Raw genomic sequence first — 17,426 nt, 5'->3', positions numbered from 1 at the left:
GGTCGAGGCTTAGGGGTAGTCACGTCGGCCGGTACCCGACGTCCACCCTTGCAGGAGGACTGCGACATGAGGTCGCCCGGTACCGCACGCGCCGCGTCGCTCAAGCACGCCCCGCAGACTATCGCCGGCAAGCCGCGCCTGCGGCAACGCCGTCTCGCTGACGACCCCTCCGTGGCCGAATTACTCGCGCAGCCGGTCGGCTCGCTGGGCGACGAAGTGATCAGCCTCGATTTTCGCCATGCACCGTTCAGCACCGTCCCGCCGCACTCGTCGCAGGTGTTCGGCGAACTGGTGATCGTGACGGGAGACGCCGCCGTGCGTATCGGGTCACCGGATGACGACGACAGCGGTCGCTGCGTCCTGACCGGCACCCGCGGGCGCCACAACGATTGCCTGCTGTTGTTCCGGCACGCGTACGGCACGGTGATCTGCCAGCTGGGCGTGGGCAACGTCGCCGCCGATGCACACATCGGCTTCCTCCAGCACGGCGACTTCGCCGAAGTGCGGACGTTCAGCTTCACCAAGCCACGCGAGCGACTGCAAGGCAGCGCCGGCTTCTGGACCACGCTGGAATACAGCGCCAGGCATCTGAACGAACTACAGGGCATCGTCTGGCGCGGTGGGACGGTGTGCATCGAGCGGATCAGGCTGGAGCCTTGAAGCCGTCGCCTGGCTGACGACCAGGACCACTCACCAGGGATCAGGGGAACCGGCCCAGGTCGGGCCGACCATGCAAAGGAGCATTATCATGCACGCAAAAAAAACGTCCCAACCAAACCCGGCGCGCCGCCTTCCCTACAATCAGAGAGCGCCCGATCCACGGCGCAAGGGCCTGCCGACAGACGCCTTCCTCATTGATTTTCGCGACGCGCAGTATCGGCGATTCTATGAAGGCGAAATGGAGAATCCGTTTCCCAAAGCGCCACAGGTCACGCACATGATTGTGTCGGCGGAGCGAGGTTACGTCGAGCACCCCCAGGAATCCGACGACCATGACCGCCTGGTGCTTCACCGACCAGCCCCGAACTGGTGGGCATCACGCGGGGACAGGTCCATCGCCTTCAGATTCAACCAACCTTGTCGGGTCATGTCGATGGCGTTCTATGTGGGCGCCGCTTGGCCAAACGTGCAGATATGGACGCATGACGAAGGCGGCGAGCTAATCACCTGGAAGAATATGATCTACGACAACCCAGGCTGGCTCACTTTCGAATGGCGGCCTGATGAGCCCTTCTACGGCATTCATATCATTAGCATGCAGGACCGGGGAGAAGAGTCCGACATAGATCTCGACTACATCCTGCTTGCGTAGTTGCAACGGCGTTGAAGACCCCAAAGGTAGAGGGCCCCTTACGGGGCCCTCGGTCGGCTTACTTCAGGCCGCGGTCTTTCAGCATCGGCTCGATGCTCGGCTCCTTGCCGCGGAAGTCGCGGTAGAGCTTGCCCAGCTCGACGGTGTTGCCGCGCGAGAGGATCTTGTCGCGGAAGATGTCACCGTTTTCGCGGGTCAGGCCGCCGTGCTCCTTGAACCATTCGAACGCGTCCGAATCGAGCATCTGCGTCCACAGGTAGGCGTAGTAGCCGGCAGCGTAGCCGTTGCCCCAGATGTGCTGGAAGTAGCTGCTGCGGTAGCGCGGCGGCACCTGCACCATGGTGAAGCCGACCTTCTTCAGCGCATCGGTCTCGAACTTGTCGACGTCCTGCTTCGGCGCGTCGGCTGGCAGCATGTGCCACTGCATGTCGAGCAGCGCGGCGGAGATCAGCTCGCTCATCGCGTAGCCCTGGTTGAAGCTGGAAGCCTTCTTGATCTTGGCCACCAGCTCGGCGGGCATCGCTTCGCCGGTCTGGTAGTGCCTGGCGAAATGCGCGAACACCTTCGGGTCGGACGCCCACTGCTCGTTGAACTGCGAGGGGAACTCGACGAAGTCGCGCGCGGTGTTCGCGCCCGACAGCGACGGGTATTTCGCGTTCGAGAACATGCCGTGCAGGGCGTGGCCGAACTCGTGGAACATGGTGGTGACGTCATCCCACGACAGCAGCGCCGGCTGGCCCGCCGACGGCTTGGTGAAGTTGGCCACGTTGTAGACCACCGGCTTCGTGCCCATCAGCGACGATTGGCCCACGAAGTTATCCATCCACGCGCCGCCGTTCTTGTTGTCGCGCTTGAAGTAGTCGCAATAGAACAGCGCCATCGAGGTGCCGTCCTTGTCGAACACTTCGAACACGCGCACGTCGGGCTGGTAAACCGGGATGTCCTTGCGTTCCTTGAAGGTGATGCCGTAAAGCTGGTTGGCCGCGTAGAACACGCCGTTCTGCAGCACGTTGTCGAGCTCGAAGTACGGGCGCACCTGGCCTTCGTCGAGGTCGTACTTAGCCTTGCGCACCTTCTCGGCGTAGTGGTCCCAATCCCATGCCTGGACCTGGAAGCCGCCCTTCTCCTGGTCGATCACGGCCTGGATGTCCTTCGATTCGGACTTCGCGCGGGCGACCGCGGCGGGCACGAGGCGCTCCATGAACTTCTCGGCGGCTTCCGGCGTCTTCGCCATCTGGTCGTCGAGCTTCCACGCGGCGTAGTTCTTGAAGCCGAGCAGCTTGGCGCGCTCGGCGCGCAGCTGGGCGATCCGCGATGCCGTGTCGCGCGTGTCGTTGGCGTCGCCGTGCTCGGCGCGCTCCCACGAAGCCTTGAACAGCTTCTCGCGCGTGGCGCGATCGTTCATCGGCTGCAGTTCCGGCTGCTGCGTGGTGTTCTGCAGCGGGATGACATACTTGCCTTCCATGCCACGGCCCTTCGCGGCATCGGCGGCGGAGGCGATATCCGAATCGGACAGGCCATCTAGTGCCTTCTTGTCGTCAACCACCAGCGCGGCGGCCTTGGTCGCGGCCAGCAGCTTGTTGGTGAACTGCGTGCTGAGCGTCGACTCTTCCTTGTTGATCTCCTTCAGGCGAGTCTTGTCCGCTTCGGAGAGTTTCGCGCCGGCGTGGACGAAGTCCTGGTACTTCACTTCGAGCAGGCGCTTCGATTCCGGATCGAGGTTCAGCGAATCACGCTTGGCGTAAAGCGTCTCGATGCGCTTGAACAGCTTGTCGTTGAGGTAGATGGCGTCGCTGTGCTCGGCGAGCTTCGGCGCTTCGTCCTCTTCCACCTTCTGCAGCGTGTCGTTGGTGTTCGCACCGGCGAGGGCGCCGAACACCATCTGCGCGCGGGTGAGCAGCTTGCCGGATTTCTCCAGGGCAACCACGGTGTTGTCGAAGGTCGGCTCGTCGGCCGAGTTGGCGATGGCCTCGACTTCGGCCAGCTCCTGCTTCATGCCTTCCTCGATCGCCGGCTGGAAATCGGCGTCGACGATCTTGTCGAACGGCGGCGCCTCGAACGGCAGCGTGCTGGCGGTCATCAGCGGGTTCACGTGCGCGGCCGGTGCCGCAGCGGCGGTGCCGGCATGCGCCGGGGCGGTGCTGGCCGGCGCGGGCGCCGGTGCCGGCGTGGCGGCCTTGTCGGCGTCGTTCGACGACGAGCAGGCGGCGGTGAGGGCGATCGAAGTGGCGATCACGAGCGTGCGTACCTTCATGGACGGGCGGTCCCCTGGCGTGTTCTGAATCCACGACTCTAGCCGTGGCAGGACGCCGGGGACAACCGCCACAGGTACTACGCCAATTGCTGCGCCGCACGGTGGGAGCCGCGCGCGGCGCTGCGTGCTTATCGGGTGTCGCGCAGCTCCCAACTGCTGCCAATCAGCAGGTTGAGCCGATGCTTGACGATTCGCATCGGCAGGCTGGTCGACAGCTTCACGTCGGTGCGGTCGTTGGACAGTTCGCCCGAGGCTGTCGCCGAGGCGTCGGTGACGCCCAGGCTGGGATCGACCTCATCCGGGTCCGGCTGTTTGGCGCGCCAGCGCTGGAACAGGCCGTCACTACGCATCGCGTCGGCGATGTCGGCGGCGAGTTTTTCCGGGCCGATGCCCTCGAACGAAAGCTCGGGGTCGGGACCCTTCGCCTTCGCCATGTCTTTTACCGAAAGAAAGTACGTCGTCATGGTGTGTCTTTAAGACGGCGGGCGTGAACGCCTCGTCAGGCCAGCGGCGCCAGGTCGATCAGGCGCGCCGCGTCCGCCGGACCGACCCGCCACGGGAGCACGCCCAGGCAGGGGGCGGGGATCAGGCGGCGCAACGTCTCGATGTTTTCCTCGCGCATCAGCATGTCCGGCTCGATGACGTTGGCGATCCACCCGGCCAGCCGGCAGCCGTCCGCTTCGATGGCCCGCGCGGTCAACCGGGCGTGGCTGATGCAGCCCAGGCGAATGCCGACCACCAGCACCACGGGCAGTTTCCAGCGCATCGGCAGCTGTTCGGCGGAGATCGATTCCGATAGCGGCACCATCCAGCCACCAACGCCTTCGACCACCACCCGGTCGTACTCATGCGCCAGCGACTCGAACGCGGCATCCATGGGCGCCCAGTCGATGCGGGTGCCAGCCACGGCGGCGGCAAGGTGCGGGGACACGGCCTCCTCGAGGGCGATGGGATTGACCCTCTCGTAGGTCGGCACGGGTGCGCTGGCCCCTTGCAGGTCCAGCGCATCCTGGTTGCGCAAGCCATGCGGCGTGCGCGCCGAGCCGCTCGCCACGGGCTTCATCCCGACCACCCGCTCGCCGGCCTGGCGGAACGCGTGGACGAGGGCCTGGGCGGCGTGGGTCTTGCCGATGCCGGTGTCGGTACCGGCCACGAAAAGCTGTCGCGACATGGTGGCCTGAGCCTTGCAGATGCGGGGACGTGGCACCATACACGGCTTCCATCCCCCGATGAACGCAGGACCCGCCATGTACGAAGCCAAGGCCATCGCCACCCACGACAAGGCCACGCTCTATGCCGAGCTGGTGCAGCAGGCCGAGGGCCTGATGCATGGCGAGACCAACATGATCGCGAACGCGGCCAACTTCGCGGCGCTGGTCTACGACGTGCTGCCGGACCTGAACTGGGCGGGTTTCTACCTGTTCGATGGCGACGAGCTGGTGGTCGGGCCCTTCCAGGGTAAGCCGGCCTGCATCCGCATCGCGCTGGGCCGCGGCGTCTGCGGCACGGCCGCCCAGAGCGGCCAGACCCAGCTGGTCACCGACGTCCACGCCTTCGACGGCCACATCGCCTGCGATGCGGCGTCCAATTCGGAAGTGGTGGTGCCGCTGTTCCGCGCCGATGGCAGCCTGTTCGGCGTCTGGGACGTGGACAGCCCCTCGGTCGGCCGCTTCGACGAAGACGACCAGCGCGGCATGGAAGCCCTGTGCGCCGCCTTCATGAAAACCCTGGCCCTGTAGGAGCGCGCCTGCGCGCGATTCAACGCGCGATTCAACGCGCGATTCAGATTTCGTGCGCGCGCGGCGTATGCAACAACTCGATGATCCGCGCCCGCGCCTCTTCCACGCCCGTCTTTGCGAGCGACGAGAACACCTGCACGGTGCCCGGCACGTTTTCGGTGCGGAACATCTTCCGCATGGTTTCCAGCGCCTTCGACGCCTCGCCTCGCGAGACCTTGTCGGCCTTGGTCAGCAGCACGTGGCACGGCAGGTCGGTCGCGGCGCAGAACTCGATCATGGTGCGATCGAACTCCTTCAGCTCGTGACGGATGTCCACGATGAGGACGACGGCGCGCAGGCTGCGGCGCATCTTCAGGTAGGCATCGATCTCGCGGCGCCAGTGGTCGCGCATGGCGTCGGGCACCTTCGCGTAGCCATAGCCAGGCAAATCGACCAGGCGAGCGGTGAGCGGCTCTTCGCCTTCGCGCTTCAGCGGCGGCAGGTCGAACACCACCATCAGCTGCGTGCGGCCGGGCGTCTTCGAGGTGCGGGCGAGGCTGTTGTGGCCGGTCAACGTGTTGAGCGCGCTCGATTTACCGGCATTGGACCGACCCGCGAACGCCACCTCGGCACCCGCATCGAAGGGCAGTTGGATGATCTCGTTGGCGGCGAGGGCAAAGCGCGCGCCGTTCAGCACATTGGACGACATGGGACCTGGCCTGCCCACGGGGCAGAAGAAACGAAGGCCCGGAAGTGTATGCGATGTGGCGAGGCGCCGCCCGCACCTGCGGTTTGACCGAGTGTTCTCCGCACATTCATAATCGTTTGAATGAGGCGCGGCAGGGTGCGCGCCCGGTCCGGAAGTATTCCTTTGTGGAGAAACCCATGACGTTTCGGCACGCCGCCGCTGCCATCACTGCGACGCTTCTCATGAGCGTCGGTTACGCCCAGACCACCAGTCCCGCCAAGCCGGCGTCCGCGCCAGCTCCCGCGTCCACCGCCGCGAAGGCGGGGGCGAATGCTTCCACCGACCCCGCCACCCCGGGGATGCCGAAGGCCGAGCAACCCACGGTGGCCGCCAACGCGTCGCCGGCGGGCCCGGTCAAACCCGGCGACGCCAACGCGGGCCAGGGCAAGGCCGCTGTCTGCGGCGCCTGCCACGGCATGGACGGCAACTCCACCGACCCGCAGTACCCGCGCCTTGCCGGCCAGAGCGAGCAGTACATCGCCAGCCAGCTCACCCAGTTCAAGTCGGGCAAGCGGGTGAACGCGATCATGGCGGGCTTCGCCTCGGCGCTGTCCGACCAGGACATGCACGACCTTGGCGCCTACTTCGCGACCAAGAGCCCGTTGCCGGGCGTGGCCGACCAGGCCCTCGTCGCCCAGGGTGAAACGCTCTACCGCCAGGGCGACACGGACCGCGGCATCCCGGCCTGCATGGCCTGCCACGGCCCTGACGGCGCCGGCAACCCGGGTGCCCAGTACCCGCGCCTGACCGGCCAGCACAGCAAGTACGTTGAGTCGCGGCTCAAGGCGTGGAAGGAATCGACCAGCCCGGCCGACGACCCGCACACGAAGATCATGATGCCCATCGCGCAGAAGCTCGACGACAAGGACATCGCCGCCGTCGCCAGCTATCTGGAAGGGCTGCACACGAACGATCCGTCGCAGGCCGCACCCGCCGGCCCGTGAAGGCGTTAAAGTTGGATGGATCGAACGGGCCTTCGGGCCCGTTCGTCTTTCTTAAGAACGAGAAAAGGACCCCCGATGCGACTGCGCCTGCCCTTCCTCTGTGCCGCCCTGATCGGCCTCGCCGCCTGTAGCGGCGGCAACAACGACGCCGCCCCGGCCAGCACCCCGGCGCCCGCCGCCTCCACGCCCGCCCCGGCAGCGACCGCCCCGGCGACCGCACCCGCCGCCGCCAGCACGGCCCCGGCCAGCGCGCCGGCCGCCAGCGGCACGGCAGCCGCCGCCCCGGCGCCGGCCGCGACCGACACCGCCGAGGACAACCGCCCGGCGCCGAAGCCCTTCGTGGACGACGGTAAGTGGGTCGAAGGCAAGCATTACTTCCGCATCGACCCGGTCCAGCCGACCAGCAGCCCGGGCAAGATCGAGATCACCGAAGTGTTTTCGTACGGCTGCCCGGCCTGCTTCCAGTACCACGGCATCGTCGACGACATGGTCAAGAACCTGCCGCGTGGCACGGTCATGACCTATACGCCGGCTTCGTTCCGCCCCGACGAGAACTGGCCGCTGCTGCAGCGCGCCTACCTCACGGCGCAGGCCCTGGGCGTGGACAAGCAGAGCCACGATGCCGTGTTCGACGCCGTGTTCAAGAGCGGCGAGCTGGGCATGATCGACGTCAAGACGAACAAGCCGAAGGCCCAGTCGGCCTGGCCGACCATCGAAGACGTGGCGAAGTTCTATGCGAAGTACGGCGTGAAGCCGGAAGAGTTCGTCGCCACCGCCAACTCGTTCACCATCAACACCAAGATGAAGCGCGCCGATGAACTCATCCGTGCCTACGAGGTCGATAGCACGCCGTCGATCGTGGTGAATGGCAAGTATCGCCTCACCCCGATCACCGCCGGCGGTTATGCCCAGTCGGTCGAACTCGTCCAGTGGCTCATCAGCAAGGAAGCCGCCGGCAAGTAAGCCGCGGCCCGCGCCCTTCACGGAGATACCCATGATCAAGCGTCTTTCGTTCCTGTTCCTCGGCATGGCCATGGCCACTGCCTGCTCCGCGGGTGGCAACGGCACCCCGGCCGCGCCCGCCGCGGCCGCCACGCCTGCGGCACCGGCCGCCACGGTCACCGAGGGCACGGATTATGTCGCGACCACCACCGCCGGCCGTTACGCGCCGAAGGACAAGGTCGAAGTAGTGGAAGTGTTCTCGTATGGCTGCATCCACTGCGCCCATTACGAGGAATACGTCGAGAAGCTGCAGAAGGAACTGCCCAAGGGCGCGACCTTCCATGCCGTGCCGGCCGCGTTCAACGACGCCTGGCTGCCGTACGCGCAGGCGTTCTACGCGGCGAAGAAGCTCAATGTGTCGCCGGAGGCCCATGCGGCGCTGTTCAAGGCGATCCACGTCGAGCATTACCCGCTGCGCACCGTCGAGGAACTGGCTGACTGGTATCACCAGCACTATGCGGTCGACGCCCAGAAGTTCATCACCACCGCCAACAGCGACGAGGTCAAGAACCAGATCCTCGCCGACAGCAAGCTGATCCAGGGCTGGGGCATCGACGGCACGCCGACGATCGTGGTCAACGGCAAGTACCGCAGCAACCAGATCCAGACCTTCGACCAGCTCAACGACGTGGCGAAATTCCTCGCCAACCGCGAGCTCAACGGCGGCAAGTAAGCCACCGCCCATGGATGCCCCCCGTTCACACGGCGGGAGGCATCCTCTGGCCCCGTGGCCTGACGAGTAAACCTGCTCTCCCCATGAACCGCGCGCCCCCCGCCTCGCTCGCCCCCGCGCGCACCCTGCGCCTGCTCAGCTGCAACATCCTCGCCGGCGCGAGCGTGCAGCGGTACAGCGACTACTTCACCCGCAGCGTGAACGCCGTGCTGCCGGGTCCCTCGAAGCTGGCGAACCTGGATTCGCTGGCCGAATTGCTGCACGAGTTCGATGTGGTCGGGCTGCAGGAAGCCGATGCGGGGAGCCTGCGCTCCGGCTTCCTCAACCAGACGCGCTACATCGCCGAAGCGGCGGGGATGCCCTACTGGAGCCACCAGCCGAACCGGCCGATGGCCCGCGTGGCGCATTCGGCCAACGGCCTGCTCAGCCGGATCGAACCCAGCGAAGTCATCGACTACCCCCTGCCCGGCCGGATCAAGGGCCGTGGCGCGTTGTTCGTGCGCTTCGGCCACGGCACCGAGGGACTGGTCGTCGTCATCGCGCATCTTTCGCTTGGCGCGGCCGCCCGCATGGGCCAGCTCGCCTTCATCGCGGAACTGCTGGCGCCCTACCCGCACGCGGTGTTGATGGGCGACCTGAACACCGAGCCGTCCAGCCCGGAAATGCGGCTGTTGTTCGACAAGACCGCGCTGCAGCCGCCGAAGGTGCTCACGCCAACCTTCCCCAGCTGGAAGCCGCGTCGCGCACTCGACCATATCCTGACCTCGGCAGGCATCCAGCTCGATCGCACGTGGACATTGCCCCGTGCGTTCTCCGATCATCTGCCGCTCGCTGCCGAAATCCAGCTTCCGCTGTCCCTGGCGGATGCGACCGGCGCGCTGCCATCGAGGTCTTCCGCTCCATGAAACCCAGTGTTCGCGCCATCCTGCCGTGGGCCGTGATCATCGCGGCCGCCGCGGCCGCTGCCCTGCTCCGCTTCCAGTTCATCGAGCCCCAGCACATGCAGCATGCATGCGAGGGCGGCGTGGCGCCGTGGTGGTGTGGCACGCGCGAACTCGTCGTGCAGGGCTTCCTCAGCTACGGCTACGGCTACGCCGCCATCGTGGCGGCCCTGGTGGCCATCGTCTGGCGCAGCGCAGCCGTCGCTACGCTCGCCGCCTGCATCGGCATGTTCGCCCTGCAGTTGTATTGCTACGAGGGCGGCGCGCTCGCCCTGCTCGTCGGCCTGCTCCGCCTGGTTCGCGTCCAGTACGACCGCCAGGCATCAATCGCGAGCGCCTGACCCCCGCCGCCAGGCAGCCAACACCGGCCACGCCAGCGCGAAGCTCAGCAGCATCCAGCCCCACACGACGACGCTGACGCCGACTTCCTGCACCACCACCGCCACGCCGAGCACGGCGATGAGGATGGCGAGCAGCCGCTCTTCCACCAGCGGCATCAACACGTCTTCGCGCGTGCGCAGGAGCGCCAGCAGCAGGAAGCCGATGCACGGGATGGCGAAGAGGCCGATGGGGAAATCGCGGTAGCGACCGTTGAACACCATCAGGATGGCCCACAGCCCCAGCACGAACATCCAGAAGAAACGCTGCGGCGTGAACGCGTCCGACCAGGCGACGCCAAGCCGGCGACGCTCGGCGCGCGGCGCGGCTGCCGCCACCGGATGAAGCGGCGTGGCGAGGCGCGATGCGATGGCGCGACCCAGCGATAGCGCGGTGTAAAGCGCGATGACGCCGACCCCGATGCCGATGCTCCATTCCATCGCGTTACGACACGAAAACAGGACGAGGCGCGCGTGCGCGGCCAGCGCCGTGCCCGTGGCGAAGCCTGCCAGCGCCAGCGCGACCCAGCCGCTGGCGCCATGCCAGCGTCGGCCGATGGCGCCGACGACGAGGAACAGCAATGCACCCATGCCGCCCGCGGCGATCGCCCAGGTCCAGCGCGGCTCTTCGACCACGGGCCCGGTCATCGCGAACTTCGGTTTGGCATCGACGTCGAAGATGCCCCAGTAGCCGCCCATGGTGCCTTCGAGGTCGCGCTTCCACGGCTGGTCGAAGGCTTCGATGACGTTGTAGGGCATGTCCACGGTGGACGCGTAGTTGAGGAACTCGCGGATGTAGCGCGCTTCGTTCACCAGGCTGGCGCTGGCATGGCGGCGGGTGCGACCCTGGCTGGGCCAGCCGGTCTCGCCGATCATGATCTGCTTGCCGGGGAATTCGCCCTTCATGTGCTGGTAGACGTCCGCCACGTGGCGCACGGCGTTTTCCGGCGCGACGGGTTCGTCTTCCCAGTACGGCAGGATGTGGATGGTCAGGTAGTCGGTGACCTTCGCCAGCGCCGGATGCTTTTCCCAGAACTCCCACACATCGGCGTAGGTGACGGGCACGTCGGTCGCCGCGTTGACCTTCGCGATGTCGGCGGCCAGCGCTTTCTCGGAAAGTTCGCCGCGGAGCATGACCTCGTTGCCGACGATGATGCCGCGCAGGCTGTCGTGGTCGCGCTTCGCCGCGGCGATGCCCAGTGCCATCTCGCGTTCGTTGGCTACCGGGTCACGGCCCAGCCAGATGCCCATCAGAACCTTCATGCCGTAACGGCCGGCGATGTCCGGCACGGCGCCCAGACCCTGGCTCATCGAATAGGTGCGCACGCAATCGAACCGTTGCGACAGCGCCTTCAGGTCGGCCTCGATCCGCTCGGGCGGAATGAACGCGTGCGGGTCGAACGGCGTCTCGCCCTTCAGGCGGAACGGCGCATACGAGACGCAGGCGATCTTCGCCGTGGGCGAATCCGGCAGGTCGACGGGGCGGCCGAGCAGGAACCAGTAGGCCGCGCCGAAGACGGCGGCGGCAACGAGGACGATCCATGCGATCGGGCGCGCGAATCGCGCGAAGGCGGTTTGGGGCGGCATGCCGTTCCAGGAGAAGACGCGAGGGAATCCCGACAAGCTTAGCGTTCCGGCCGCTTCCACGCGATTCCCGGGGATCCTTCCCGTTCATCCGGCTTGCGCATGGGCTTCCTCTACAATGATGCGGACGTCTTCGTGAAGGAATCCCGATGGTCCACGTGTTCCGCCGCCTGGCCAGCCTTGTCTTCGCCACCTGCGCCCTTGGCGCGGCCACCGGCGCCCGCGCGGAAGGCAGCGAGGCCCAGCGCACGCAGTTCCGCCAGGCCTACGCCACCGCTTCGCAGCAGGGTGGGGACGCCTGGCGTTCGCAGGCCCGCGGACTCGAGGGTTATTCGATCTTCCCGTACCTGGAAGCGGCGGCGCTGGAACACGACCTGCGCACGCTCGAGCGCAGCCGCGTCGAGGATTATCTCAAGCGCAATCCGGGCCTGATCCCCGCCGCCGACCTGCGCCGCGACTTCCTCGGCGAGCTGGCCCGGCGCAAGGACTGGACCTCGTTCAGCGCGATGTACCAGCCTGGGCTGGGCGATTCGCTCGCCTGCTTCAACCTGCAGGCGAAGCTGTCCCGCGGCGAGCGGCTGGTGTTCGAGACCGACATGGCCGACCTGTGGCGCAAGGCCAGCCTGCCCAACAGCTGCGACCCGGTGATCGCCGCGGCGCATGACCAGGGCCTGCTCACCCCCGAGCGCCTGTGGACCCGGATCGATGCCGCGGCCGATGCGGGCAAGGGCGGTACGGTGGCCTCGCTGGCCGCGTGGCTGCCGCCTGCGGATATGCCGGCCGGGCAGCACCTGGCCCAGGCCCTGAACGACCCGTCCGGCGCGCTGCGCGATGCACCCACCTGGGCCGACACGCCGCGCCATCGCCAGGCCGTGACGCTGGCGTTGCAGCGCATGGCGCGCAAGCAGTCGGCCACGGCCGATAGCGCATGGGCCCAGCTCTCGCCGCGCTTCGCCCTGTCCCAGCAGCAGCGCGGCGCGGTGGAAAACGCGATCGCGCTGTTCCACGCCACGGACTTCGACGAAACCGCGCTGGAGCGCCTCGCCGCCCTGCCGCCTGGCACACAGACCGACGCTACCCGCGAATGGCGCGTACGCGTCGCACTGGCCCGGCAGGACTGGACCTCCGCGCTATCCGCGCTGGACGCGCTGAGCCCCACGCAGAAGGACGATGGCGAATGGCGCTATTTCCGCGCCGTGGTGCTCGCCCGCCTCGGCCGCCAGGCGGAAGCGACGTCGCTGCTGCGCAACGTCTCGCAGGAGGCCACCTACTTCGGCTTCCTCGCGGCGGATCGCCTGAATACCTCCTACGCCATCTGCCCCTCGGCGATGGCGACGGATGAGAGCCGCGAGGCCGCGCTGGTCGCCGACCCGGGGCTGGACCGCGCGTTCGAGCTGTACGCCGTGGGCCTGCAGAAGCTCGCCCGCCGCGAGTGGACGGCCGCCCTCGCCGGCCGCGACACCGATACCCAGCGGCTGGCCGCAGACCTCGCCTTCCGCAAGGGCTGGTACGACCGTGCCGTGTTCACCCTGTCGTCCGGCGACGCGCTGCGTCTGTACGAACAGCGCTTCCCGCTCGCCCGCCAGGATGGCGTGGTGGAACAGGCCAGCCAGGCCGGCATCGAGGCACCGTGGGCTTACGCGATCATCCGAGCGGAAAGCGCCTGGATGAGCGACGCGCGTTCCGGCGCCGACGCACGCGGCCTGATGCAGCTGCTGCCGGGCACCGCGGCGACCGTCGCCAAGCGCAACGGGCTGGGCTGGAGCGGTGGCGACAGCCTGTACGAGCCGAACACGAACATCGTCCTCGGCACCCGTTACCTCGCCGAGATGGCCCAGCGCTTCAACGGTGCGCCGTGGCTGGCCAGCGCGGCGTACAACGCCGGTCCGTACAAGGTCGACCAGTGGGTGGATGCGCGCGGCAGCCTGGATCCGGAGCTGTTCGTCGTCAGCATCCCGTTCAAGGAAACCCGCGAATACGTCGCACGGGTCATGGCCTTCGCCGTGATCTACGACTGGCGCCTCAATGGCAATGCCTTGCCGCTCAGCTCGCGGATGACCCGGATCGGCAGCCCGTATGTGCTGCCGACCTCGGGTACCCTGCGCAAGCAGGTGACCTGCCCCGCACCGGCCGTCGCCAAACCGCCGCCGCAGACCGCCCCCACCTCGATGGAACCTGCGCCCGCAGCGGCGTCGTCCGCACCGGCGGCGCAGGAACCACAGCGCTAACCGAACCCACCGGAGTTCCGCCATGCATCCCCAGCGCATCGTGATCCTTGGCGGCACCGGTTTCGTCGGCTCCAGCCTGGTGCCACGGCTTTCCGCCGAGGGGCATGCGTTGCTGCTGCTCTCGCGCAACCGCCAGGCCAGGCGCCACGCCACCGTCGGGCGCAACGTCACCGTCGTCAGCGCGGACGTGCACGACCCCGCCGTGCTGCGCCAGCATTTCGCCGGCGCCGATACGGTGATCAACCTCGTCGGCATCCTCAACGAAAGTGGGCGCGACACCTTCGAACGCGTGCATGTCGCGCTTACGCGCACGGTGATCCAGGCCTGCGCGGACGCGGGCGTGAAGCGCCTGCACCACATGAGTTCGCTCAAGGCCGGCCAGGGCCTGTCGCAATACATGCATTCGCGCGGCGAAGGCGAGGCGCTGGTTAAAGCCTCCGCGCTGGACTGGACGATCTACGAACCGAGCACCCTGTTCGGCCCGAACGACGGACTGGTCAGCCGCTTCGACCAGCTGCTCCGCTTCGCGCCGGCGATGCCCTTGCCGCGGCCGAATGCAAAGATGGCGCCGGTCTATGTCGGCGACGTGGTCGAAGCCATCGCGCGTTGCGTCGGCGATGCCACGGTGTCCACGCGGCAAGTCTTCGAGCTTTACGGACGCGAGGTGTGGACGCTGGTCGACATCGTGCGCGCCATCCGCGACATCCGTGGCCGCCGTCGCCTGGTGCTGCCGATGCCGGATGGCCTGGGCCGGCTGCAGGCGGCCGTGGCCCAGTTCGTGCCGGGCAAGCCGTTCACGCCGGACAACTTCCTGAGCCTGCGCACGGATTCGGTGGGCACGGTTGACGGGCTCGCGCGGCTCGGTATCGTGCCTCAATCGTTCTCGGCATGGCTTCCGCGCCTGCTGAGCCAGTCCGTGCGCCAGCGCCGTCTCGATGAAGCGCGCGGCCGCCGGCGTCCCTGATCCCTCAGTCAAAGGTTTCCATGGAGATCTACCTCGTCGGCGGCGCCGTCCGTGACCAGTTGCTGGGCCGACCGGTCGTGGATCGCGACTGGGTCGTCGTCGGCGCCACGCCCGAGTCGATGCTCGCCGCTGGCTATCGCACCGTGGGCAAGGACTTCCCGGTGTTCCTGCACGGCGAGAGCAAGGAGGAATACGCCCTTGCCCGCACCGAGCGGAAGACCGGCCGTGGCTACCACGGTTTCGCCTTCCACGCCGATCCGTCGGTAACGGTGGAACAGGACCTGGAGCGCCGCGACCTGACCATCAACGCCATCGCGCAGCACGACGACGGCCGGCTGGTCGATCCGTTCGGCGGCGTCGCCGACATCGAGGCCCGGTTGCTACGCCACGTGTCCGACGCGTTCGTCGAAGACCCCGTGCGGCTGCTGCGGGTCGCGCGCTTTGCCGCGCGCTACGCGCCGCTGGGCTTCCGCGTGGCCGACGAGACGATGGCGCTGATGCGGCGCATGGTGAATGACGGCGAGGCGGACCACCTGGTGCCCGAGCGCGTGTGGGCGGAAACGCGCAAGGCGCTCGCCGAACCGATGCCGGAAGTGTTCGTTCGCGTGCTGCGCGAGAGCGGTGCCCTGCGCGTGCTGTTTCCCGAGGTCGACGCGCTGTACGGCGTGCCACAGCGCGCGGAGTATCACCCGGAAGTCGATACCGGCATCCACGTCGAGATGGTCTTGCACGCAGCCGCGACGCTGGCACCCGGCGACGCGCTGGTGGCGTTCTGCGCGCTCACCCACGACCTGGGCAAGGCGCTGACACCCGAAGATGTCCTGCCGCGGCACATCATGCATGAGCAACGCGGCATCGAACCGGTGCGCGAGCTATCGGCACGCCTGAAGGTGCCGGCGGAATACGCCTTCATGGCCGAGATGGTCTGCAAATACCATCTCAACGCGCACATGGCCTTCGAGCTGAAAGCGTCGACGGTGTTGCGCATGCTGGAGTCGCTGGGCGCGCTGCGCCATCCCGCGCGGCTGGAAACCTTCCTGCTCGCCTGCCTCGCCGACAAGCGCGGAAGGCTGGGCCATGAAGACGCCGCCTATCCCCAGGCCGACTACCTGCGCGCCTGCCGCGCCGCCGCCGCGGCCGTCACCTCGAAACCCTTCGTCGACCAGGGCCTGCAAGGCCCCGCCATCGGCGAAGCGATGAAACGCGCCCAGGCCACCGCCATCGCCTCCACCCCAAAACCCCTGTAGGAGCGCGCCTGCGCGCGACAGTTTCCCTGCGCAGGGTTGGATTCCAGATTTGCGATTTGCGATTTGCGATTTGCGATTTGCGATTTGCGATTCCGAATTCCGAATTCCGAATTCCGAATTTCGGCTGCGTTCGGGCTTCGACTTTCGGTTTCGGATTTAGCCATTCGCGCGCAGGCGCGCTCCTACAACCGCCCGCCCTGGTCAGCCGCCATCACCCCTTCCGGCAGCGCGCTGGCCTCGATGCCCTTCGCGAACAGCATCACCTGGAAGCGCTCGCCCATCTGGTCGGGCAGGGTCAGCTTCTTCACTTCCTGCGACAGGCGATAACGCGCCGCCTCGTCGTTCAGGGCCAGGTAGTCGTCTTCGAAGAACTCCTGCATGCCCGCGGCGATCAGGAACTGCGCCTGCGGCATGTACGCCGCCACGCCGAACCCCGCGCTGTTGCCAGCCTCGGCCAGCGCAGTGAAATCCACCGACGCGGTGAGGTCCTGCAGGCCGGGCAGGAAGAACGCGTCGCCATGGGTGCGGTGGCGATAGAACGCACGCAGGGTGCCGTCGGTGCGCTCGGGCAGGTAGTACTCGCTGCGCGTGTAGCCATAGTCGGCGAAGATCATCGCACCGCTACGCAGCGTGCCCGCCACGGCCTGCACCCAGTACGGCAGCTGCGGCAGGATCTCGGTGCGATAGCCGGCTTCGAACTCGCGGCCGAGATCGCGCTCGACGTGGCGCACCGCGCTCCTGACCAGCACGTCGGCCGGCCGATCGGTCCGGGTGAAACGGCCCTCGCCGTCCAGCACCACGTATTCCTCGTAGACCTCGCCATCGCGCACGGTGACGCGAGTGGTCGGCAAGGCATCGATCACCTCGTTGGCGAACACCACGCCATCCCACGGCTCTTCCAGCGGTGCATCGAGCCAGACCGCGCGCTGTGCGACCGCCGGCGGCAGGTTGGCGTGTAGCCGCGTGCGCTGGCGCTCGCGCAGGTCGGCACTGGGCTCGAGGATCATGTAGCGGCGCGGCAGCTTGCCGGCGGCGTCCAGGGCACGCAAGGCGGTTTCCGCGAAGGCGCCGCTACCGCCGCCGATCTCGAGGAAGTCCGCCTCCGCACCGACGGCGGCGAGCACCGGCTCGAAGGCACGCACGACGCAGCGGGCAAACAGCGTACCCAGCTCGGGCGCCGTGACGAAGTCCCCCTCGGCACCGAATTTCGCCTTGCCGGCGCTGTAATAGCCCAGCCCCGGCGTGTACAGGCAGCGCTCCATGAAGCGCGAGAACGGCATCGGCCCCTGCGAAGCAATCTCTTCGCGCAGGAGACCCGCCAGATGATCGGAGTGGGCGCGCTCGTCGGCGCCAGGTTCAGGAAGGCGGTCGGTCATCCCATAAGGATACCAGCCCCCTCCCGCCCTGTAGGAGCGCGCCCGCGCGCGAAAGGAT

General features: G+C 67.3%; 17 protein-coding genes. 11 read left to right on the top strand and 6 right to left on the bottom strand.

The genetic code is table 11. The features are described 5' to 3' along the window. The first annotated feature begins 66 nt into the window (after nt 1-66). On the top strand, nt 67-660 hold the full coding sequence (locus KPL74_19680) for a hypothetical protein (protein ID QWT19956.1): 594 nt from the start codon (nt 67-69) through the stop codon (nt 658-660). Between the two features lie 88 nt (nt 661-748). Next, nucleotides 749-1,312, top strand: coding sequence for a hypothetical protein (locus KPL74_19675; GenBank protein QWT19955.1), 564 nt, complete (start codon nt 749-751; stop codon nt 1,310-1,312). A 58-nt stretch (nt 1,313-1,370) separates the two neighbouring features. On the opposite strand, the gene dcp is transcribed toward KPL74_19675, so the two are convergent. The 3 genes from dcp to bioD all read right to left on the bottom strand — a co-directional run bounded on the left by dcp (nt 1,371) and on the right by bioD (nt 4,737). After that, nucleotides 1,371-3,566 carry a peptidyl-dipeptidase Dcp gene (gene dcp / locus KPL74_19670; GenBank protein ID QWT19954.1) on the bottom strand — a complete coding sequence of 732 codons (2,196 nt, stop codon included), beginning with the start codon at nt 3,564-3,566 and terminating at the stop codon, nt 1,371-1,373. A gap of 128 nt (nt 3,567-3,694) precedes the next feature. Beyond that, nucleotides 3,695-4,030 carry a hypothetical protein gene (locus KPL74_19665; GenBank protein QWT19953.1) on the bottom strand — a complete coding sequence of 112 codons (336 nt, stop codon included), beginning with the start codon at nt 4,028-4,030 and terminating at the stop codon, nt 3,695-3,697. A 35-nt stretch (nt 4,031-4,065) separates the two neighbouring features. Next, a complete protein-coding gene (gene bioD, locus KPL74_19660; GenBank protein ID QWT19952.1) occupies nt 4,066-4,737 on the bottom strand; it encodes a dethiobiotin synthase in 672 nt (223 codons plus the stop codon). 76 nt (nt 4,738-4,813) lie between these two features. Here bioD and KPL74_19655 point away from each other — a divergent pair, with 76 nt between their 5' ends. Continuing rightward, the gene (locus KPL74_19655) at nt 4,814-5,305 is read left to right on the top strand and encodes a GAF domain-containing protein (GenBank protein QWT19951.1); all 492 of its coding nucleotides are present in this window, start codon (nt 4,814-4,816) and stop codon (nt 5,303-5,305) included. Nucleotides 5,306-5,348: 43 nt separating this feature from the next. Here KPL74_19655 and yihA read toward each other — a convergent pair whose 3' ends face one another. Then, entirely contained in the window at nt 5,349-5,993 is a 645-nt protein-coding gene (yihA, locus tag KPL74_19650) for a ribosome biogenesis GTP-binding protein YihA/YsxC (GenBank protein QWT19950.1), read from the bottom strand. Between the two features lie 176 nt (nt 5,994-6,169). Between yihA and KPL74_19645 the strand changes: the two genes are divergently transcribed. The 5 genes from KPL74_19645 to KPL74_19625 all read left to right on the top strand — a co-directional run bounded on the left by KPL74_19645 (nt 6,170) and on the right by KPL74_19625 (nt 9,933). Then, nucleotides 6,170-6,976 carry a cytochrome c4 gene (locus KPL74_19645; protein QWT19949.1) on the top strand — a complete coding sequence of 269 codons (807 nt, stop codon included), beginning with the start codon at nt 6,170-6,172 and terminating at the stop codon, nt 6,974-6,976. Nucleotides 6,977-7,051: 75 nt separating this feature from the next. After that, nucleotides 7,052-7,939, top strand: coding sequence for a thiol:disulfide interchange protein DsbA/DsbL (locus KPL74_19640; GenBank protein QWT19948.1), 888 nt, complete (start codon nt 7,052-7,054; stop codon nt 7,937-7,939). Between the two features lie 31 nt (nt 7,940-7,970). Next, nucleotides 7,971-8,651 carry a thiol:disulfide interchange protein DsbA/DsbL gene (locus tag KPL74_19635; protein QWT19947.1) on the top strand — a complete coding sequence of 227 codons (681 nt, stop codon included), beginning with the start codon at nt 7,971-7,973 and terminating at the stop codon, nt 8,649-8,651. Between the two features lie 83 nt (nt 8,652-8,734). After that, nucleotides 8,735-9,556 (top strand): endonuclease/exonuclease/phosphatase family protein, encoded by an 822-nt coding sequence (locus KPL74_19630; protein ID QWT19946.1) that lies wholly within the window; start codon nt 8,735-8,737, stop codon nt 9,554-9,556. Then, nucleotides 9,553-9,933 (top strand): hypothetical protein, encoded by a 381-nt coding sequence (locus KPL74_19625; GenBank protein QWT19945.1) that lies wholly within the window; start codon nt 9,553-9,555, stop codon nt 9,931-9,933. The genes KPL74_19630 and KPL74_19625 overlap by 4 nt, the downstream gene beginning before the upstream one ends. Here KPL74_19625 and KPL74_19620 read toward each other — a convergent pair. Continuing rightward, nucleotides 9,916-11,556, bottom strand: a complete 1,641-nt coding sequence (locus tag KPL74_19620) for a hypothetical protein (protein QWT19944.1) — start codon at nt 11,554-11,556, stop codon at nt 9,916-9,918. The two genes, KPL74_19625 and KPL74_19620, sit on opposite strands and share 18 nt — an antisense overlap. Nucleotides 11,557-11,702: 146 nt before the next feature. On the opposite strand from KPL74_19620, the gene KPL74_19615 reads away from it, so the two are divergent. Genes KPL74_19615 through KPL74_19605 form a run of 3 tightly spaced genes read left to right on the top strand, consistent with a single transcriptional unit; the run spans nt 11,703 to nt 15,992 of the window. After that, entirely contained in the window at nt 11,703-13,781 is a 2,079-nt protein-coding gene (locus KPL74_19615) for a transglycosylase SLT domain-containing protein (GenBank protein QWT19943.1), read from the top strand. A 22-nt stretch (nt 13,782-13,803) separates the two neighbouring features. Further along, nucleotides 13,804-14,745 (top strand): complex I NDUFA9 subunit family protein, encoded by a 942-nt coding sequence (locus KPL74_19610; protein QWT19942.1) that lies wholly within the window; start codon nt 13,804-13,806, stop codon nt 14,743-14,745. Between the two features lie 20 nt (nt 14,746-14,765). Then, complete coding sequence (locus KPL74_19605; protein QWT19941.1) at nt 14,766-15,992, top strand: multifunctional CCA addition/repair protein; 1,227 nt, start codon at nt 14,766-14,768, stop codon at nt 15,990-15,992. 182 nt (nt 15,993-16,174) lie between these two features. Here KPL74_19605 and KPL74_19600 read toward each other — a convergent pair whose 3' ends face one another. Continuing rightward, the gene (locus KPL74_19600) at nt 16,175-17,368 is read right to left on the bottom strand and encodes an SAM-dependent methyltransferase (GenBank protein QWT19940.1); all 1,194 of its coding nucleotides are present in this window, start codon (nt 17,366-17,368) and stop codon (nt 16,175-16,177) included. Nucleotides 17,369-17,426 lie beyond the last annotated feature (58 nt).

This window comes from Bacillus sp. NP157, assembly GCA_018889975.1.
Taxonomy (GTDB): domain Bacteria; phylum Pseudomonadota; class Gammaproteobacteria; order Xanthomonadales; family Rhodanobacteraceae; genus Luteibacter.
Note: the sequence above shows the minus strand (reverse complement) of the source record. Positions and strands in the feature narration are given on the sequence as shown.